The sequence below is a fragment of the Novosphingobium sp. genome (genome assembly GCF_041915465.1).
Lineage (GTDB): Bacteria > Pseudomonadota > Alphaproteobacteria > Sphingomonadales > Sphingomonadaceae > Novosphingobium.
On sequence record NZ_JAYSBK010000180.1, the window covers coordinates 1 to 2,689 of the forward strand.

At 66.4% G+C, this 2,689-nt stretch carries 3 protein-coding genes; all 3 read left to right on the forward strand.

Annotation, left to right across the window (positions count from 1 at the left end):
- Nucleotides 1-190 precede the first annotated feature (190 nt).
- The 3 genes from ACE3SN_RS16700 to ACE3SN_RS16710 all read left to right on the forward strand — a co-directional run bounded on the left by ACE3SN_RS16700 (nt 191) and on the right by ACE3SN_RS16710 (nt 2,489).
- Entirely contained in the window at nt 191-619 is a 429-nt protein-coding gene (locus ACE3SN_RS16700; protein WP_374531940.1) for a hypothetical protein, read from the forward strand.
- 65 nt (nt 620-684) lie between these two features.
- The gene (locus tag ACE3SN_RS16705; protein ID WP_374531942.1) at nt 685-1,170 is read left to right on the forward strand and encodes an MmcB family DNA repair protein; all 486 of its coding nucleotides are present in this window, start codon (nt 685-687) and stop codon (nt 1,168-1,170) included.
- 65 nt (nt 1,171-1,235) lie between these two features.
- Nucleotides 1,236-2,489 (forward strand): MFS transporter, encoded by a 1,254-nt coding sequence (locus tag ACE3SN_RS16710; RefSeq protein ID WP_374531944.1) that lies wholly within the window; start codon nt 1,236-1,238, stop codon nt 2,487-2,489.
- Nucleotides 2,490-2,689 lie beyond the last annotated feature (200 nt).

A 2,689-nucleotide genomic window follows, 5' to 3' on the forward strand; every position in this document is an offset into this window, starting at 1 on the left:
GGATTCGAACCTGTGGCCTCTGCCTTCGGAGGGCAGCGCTCTATCCAGCTGAGCTACGGGTGCCTGAGCCGGGCGGTTAGCAGTGTGCAGCCCGGTGCGCCAGTGCCTTTATGCGGAGGCGCTTGAGTGCGGTACCCGCGCATTGGCGATTAGCGATTTGGCAAGCAGGTCCGTGCTAGCTGGTGGAATCATGAACATGCACACCACCTTCACGCCGCCGCAGGGATCCGGAGGACTGCTGCCGTCATCGGGGCGGCCGGAATTCGGCCAGGCTTCAGCCAGCGCCATGAGCATGAAGTGGTCGGCGCTGCACGATGCGGTCGGGGTGGTCGGCATGCTGGCGGGCCTTTCCGCCGAAACGATGCGTCCGGAAGTGCGCAACTTCCCGGCGCTGATGCGCGATGTCGGCGGATGGCGGCGCGACCTGGCCGAACAGGGGATCGAAGACCTGAGCGCGATCATGGAACCGGGGCTTGCGGCTCTGCTTGCGGTCAACGCGCGCGGCGGCAACCCCGCACCCGCAGCGCTGGCGTTGTGGCAGGAATTCCACGCCGGCCGGGCCGCGCTGATGGCGCTGGCCCCGCCGCCGGGCACCCAGGCACTGCGCCGTTTCACCTGATTTCGCGGGAGCGGGTGCGCCGGCACGCGCTTGCAAAGTTCCCGGTCTGTTCCTAGACTGGCCTCATGCCGGTCAGCGATCCGAATCACACCGATGGCGAACTCAAGGCGGCCCAGGCGGTTGCGCGCGGGATCGGGCGGCTGTTTGCCCGCAACGATATCTGGTGCCTGCCCGAAATGCCGCTGCGCAACGGCCGCCGCGCGGACCTGATGGGGATCGACGCCAAGGGCCACCTGGTGATTGTCGAGATCAAGGTCGCCCGGGCCGATCTGCTGGGCGATGCCAAGTGGACCGACTATCTGGAATTCTGCGACCGGTTCTATTGGGGGCTCGCCCCGCATCTCGACCGCGCCTGCCTTGAGGAACCCGCCTTCCTGCCCGAACGCTGCGGCGTCATCGTGGCTGACGGCTACGATGCGGAAATCCTGCGTCCCGCCCCGACCACGCCGCTTGCACCGGCACGCCGCAAGGCGGAGGTTGAACGCCTCGCCCGCGCTGCACTGCGCCGGCATGGTGCCCTGATCGATCCCAAGCTATCCACCTTCGGCTGATCGTGCGGTCGATCCTTGCCAATGTGGTTTGCCCTTCACCCGCAGGCGCGCCATAGAAGCGGGCAATGCCGACTTCGTTATCCAATCTTGGCCTGACCGACCCCGGCAAGCCTTTTGCGCCATTCCGTTATCCGGCCTTCCGGGCGATCTGGACGGCGAACCTGACCTCGAACCTCGGCTCGATGATCCAGTCGGTCGGCGCGGCCTGGCTGATGACCGAACTGACCACTTCGCACCAGCTGGTCGCGCTGGTGCAGGCATCCGTGACGATTCCGGTAATGTTGCTGGGTGTGTTCGCCGGCGCGATTGCTGACAATTACGACCGGCGCAAGGTGATGCTGGCGGCACAGGTCCTGATGCTGATCGCCTCCGGTCTGCTGGCGGCAATGACCTGGGCGGGATCGATCGGACCGGTTTCGTTGCTGATGTTCACTCTGGCTGTCGGCGCGGGTACGGCGCTCAATGGCCCGGCCTGGCAGGCCTCGGTCAGGCTCCAGGTTGGCCCCGGCGATCTTAGCCAGGCGATCTCGATCAACACCATCGCCTTCAACCTTGCCCGCAGCGTCGGTCCTGCGCTGGGCGGGCTGCTGATATCGCTGACCAGCCCGGCGCTGGCTTTCGCGCTCAACGCGCTGAGCTTTGTCGCGCTGATTGCGGTGCTGCTGCGCTGGCACCCGGAAATGCCCCCGCGCGAACGCCACCCGATGTTCACTTCGATCAAGGCCGGGCTAAGGTTCTGCGCGACGTCCAATCCGGTGCGCCGGGTGCTGACGCGGGGGCTGGTGTTCGGCTTCTGCGCGGCGGGAGCCCAGGCGCTGCTGCCGCTGGTGGTGCGCGAACAACTGCGCGGCACCGAGGTCGACTACGGCCTGGTGCTGGGCGCTTTCGGGCTGGGTTCGATCGTCACTGCGCTGTGGGTCGCCCCGGCGCGGCGGCGCTGGGGGAGCGAGACGGTCGTCGGCGTGGCCACAGTGGTCTTCGCGCTCGCCATGGCCCCCGTGGCCCTGGCCCAGCATTTCGGCCTGTGCGTGACGCTGGCCTGCGTGTTCATCGCCGGCGGTGGCTGGGTGGCGACGCTGACCAGCCTCAATGTCGCGATGCAGCTGCGTTCGCCCGAAGCAATCCTTGGGCGCTGCCTGTCGATCTATCAGGCGGTGACCTTCGGGGGCATGGCATTGGGCGCCTATGCCTCGGGCCTGGCCTCGGATATTTCCGGCCTGTCTCCGGCGATCGGCGGTGCATCGGCACTGATGCTTGTTTCGCTGCCGGTCATGCGCTGGATCGCGCCGATGCCCGCGCCCGGCGAAGGCCGGGTTTGACGGACTGCTTGCGCCGACCCGGCCAGAAACTGGCTGACGTCACCGCGCCGAAATAGCACTGCCCGGACATTCGATGACGTCGCTGCCGGATCGAACACGGTTTCCGGCGCAACTTAACAGTTAATTTACCATGTTGCGCCAGAACGGCCCTGACAGGGACGAAGTGGGGTACCACATGGATACGTATCGCGGGAATTTTA